This is a genomic window from Paenisporosarcina sp. OV554, from assembly GCF_003058165.1.
In the GTDB taxonomy this organism is placed as follows: domain Bacteria; phylum Bacillota; class Bacilli; order Bacillales_A; family Planococcaceae; genus Paenisporosarcina.
Genome location: NZ_QBUC01000064.1, coordinates 1 through 2,562, shown reverse-complemented (window position 1 = coordinate 2,562; position 2,562 = coordinate 1). Strand labels below are relative to the sequence as shown.

Sequence of the window (2,562 nt, the reverse complement as noted above, 5' to 3'; positions counted from 1 at the left end):
TGAGTACAGCCATGAAAAAGTGACACCTCTGCCAAATTTTTGAGCCACTTAAGACAAAAAAATGAGCCACCTCTGCCATGAGGAGAGGCACCTTTTGTATAATGAATTTACACAATATTGTGTAAATTTGAATACAGGAGGTTTTTTTCTATGCTTAAATACCGTGAAGTTCTAAGGTTGCACGCCCAAAATCTTAGTAATCGCAGTATTGCTTCAAGTAGTGGATGTTCTAGGAATTCAGTAGCGGAAATCTTATCTCGAGCTAATGAATTACAAGTATCTTGGCCCTTTGATAAGGATATTAGTGATGAAGAACTTCAAGAAATTCTCTTTCCCGAAAAAAACAAGTCGGATCTCCGAAAGCGACCCGACTGCGAGTACATTCATCGAGAGATGGCACGTAGTGGCGTGACATTGTCGCTATTATGGCATGAGTATGTAGAAGCCTGTAGGAATCGTTTGGAAATCCCCTACAGCTATCGTCAATATTGTCGATTTTATCATCGGTTCGCTACTGTCTCTAAAGCCACCATGCGGATCAAACGGAAGCCAGGGGAAATTATGGAGGTTGATTGGGCAGGTCAAACTATGTTTATCAAAGACCAGATAACAGGAGAAATGATTCCCGCATATATCTTTGTGGCTGCGTTACCTTGTAGTCAATACGCTTATGTGGAGGCATTTCAATCGGTTTCTACAGAAAATTGGATTTCAGCACATCTTCGTGCTTTTAGTCATTTTGGTGGAGTAACCCGTATGATTGTACCCGATAATTTAAAGACGGGTGTGGTGAAAGCATCTTCTACCGATCCGATTATTAACCGAACCTATCAAGAGATGGCAGAACACTATCACACGGTCATTATGCCGGCACGGGTAAGACATCCTAAAGACAAGCCAAGTGTTGAAGGAACCGTTGGGATTATATCGACGTGGATTATCGCTTCTTTGCGGAATGAGCAGTTTTTCACAGTGGCTGAATTAAACAAAGCCATTCTAGAAAAATTAGTTGAATTTAATCAGAAGAATTTTCAAAAAAAGAACGGAAACAGGCAATCCGCATTTATTGAGGAAGAGAAGTTTGCGCTTCTTCCCCTGCCTGCTTCCCCATACGAATTAGCTAACTGGAAGAAAGCAATCGTACAATATGATTATCACATATCGGTTGAGAAAATGTATTACTCTGTTCCACATGAATATATCAAATATGAAGTAGATATTAGAATCACACAAAAAATTATTGAAGTATTCTTTAAAAATTTCCGAATTTCATCCCACATGCGTCTTCAAGGTAAGGAGGGGCAACTTTCAACATTACCAGAGCATATGCCTATTCATCACAAGCAATATCTTGATTTCAACCGAGACTATTACCTGAAGTGGGCGAAGGCCATCGGCCCTTATACATTGGCGGTTATTCACGCGATTCTAGATTCCTATAAGGTTGAGAAACAAGCGTTAAAGTCTTGTATGGGGCTTACTAAACTAGCAGATCAATATTCAATAGAGAGAGTTGAAACGGCTTGTAAACGAGCATTGTCCTATTCACCAAGACCGAACCTTTCTAGCGTAAAAACTATTTTGAAGACAGGGCAAGACAAACTGCATTCGAATGATCGTCAGACGGTGACTACAAAAAAAGAAGAAGTGTCTTCACATGGATTTACACGAGGCGCTGCTTACTACGGGAGGAAAGAAAAATGACAAACGAAAATACGTTAAGTAAATTACACGAAATGCGCCTGAGTGCCATGGCGGAACAATTCCATGATCAACTACGCAATAGCGATTTCAACGACATGTCATTTGAAGATCGTTTCGCCCTAATGGTGGATGTAGAGTGGTCTCGACGTAAAAATAATAAGCTTGAACGTATAGTCCGAGGAGCGAACTTCCGATATCATCATGCTTGTATTGAAGATATCGAATATCACGCAGACCGTCAGTTGGATAAAACTCAAATCTTGCGTCTCGCTTCATGTACGTACATTCAGGATAAGCATAATTTAATTATTAAAGGCGCATCTGGGAATGGGAAATCCTATCTTGCCTGCGCATTTGGCATCTCAGCTTGTCGTCAGTTATATACAGTTAAATATGTACGCCTACCTGATTTATTGGAAGAATTGGCCGTTGCCAGAGGTGAAGGTGTTTACAAAAAAGTGATGAAGTCTTACACCAAAGTGGACCTGCTAATACTAGATGAGTGGTTACTTACTTCTCTAAGAGAAAATGAAGCTAGAGACTTATTAGAGATAGTAGAAGCGCGTCATCAAGTTGCATCTACTATCTTTTGTTCACAATTCGATACGCAAGGTTGGTATGAAAAAATCGGAGAATCGACATTGGCTGATGCCATTCTCGATCGTATAATTCATGACTCATATAGTATTTTTATTGATGGTGATAGATCCATGAGAGAACGACATGGTATCAAAGATTAGTTAGTCTCATGCCATTACCGTCAGGTAGTGGCTCTCTTTATGACCGAAGTGGCTCAAAAATCTGTCTCAAGTGGCTCAAAAACTTGGCACGAGTGGCTCATTTTGATGACTGTATTCA

2 protein-coding genes are annotated in these 2,562 nt (G+C 40.2%); both read left to right on the top strand.

The annotated features are described in order from the left end of the window. Positions 1 to 150 precede the first annotated feature (150 nt). Positions 151 to 1,704, top strand: a complete 1,554-nt coding sequence (istA, locus tag C8K15_RS19875) for an IS21 family transposase (RefSeq protein ID WP_108588117.1) — start codon at positions 151 to 153, stop codon at positions 1,702 to 1,704. Next, entirely contained in the window at positions 1,701 to 2,444 is a 744-nt protein-coding gene (gene istB / locus C8K15_RS19870) for an IS21-like element helper ATPase IstB (RefSeq protein ID WP_108588116.1), read from the top strand. The genes istA and istB overlap by 4 nt, the downstream gene beginning before the upstream one ends. The last annotated feature ends 118 nt before the right edge of the window (positions 2,445 to 2,562 follow it).

Excerpts from the sequence above, each read along its gene's own strand:
- istB (WP_108588116.1), top strand. The coding sequence starts at position 1,701 with ATGACAAACGAAAATACGTTAAGTAAATTACACGAAATGCGCCTGAGT.
- istA (WP_108588117.1), top strand. The coding sequence starts at position 151 with ATGCTTAAATACCGTGAAGTTCTAAGGTTGCACGCCCAAAATCTTAGT.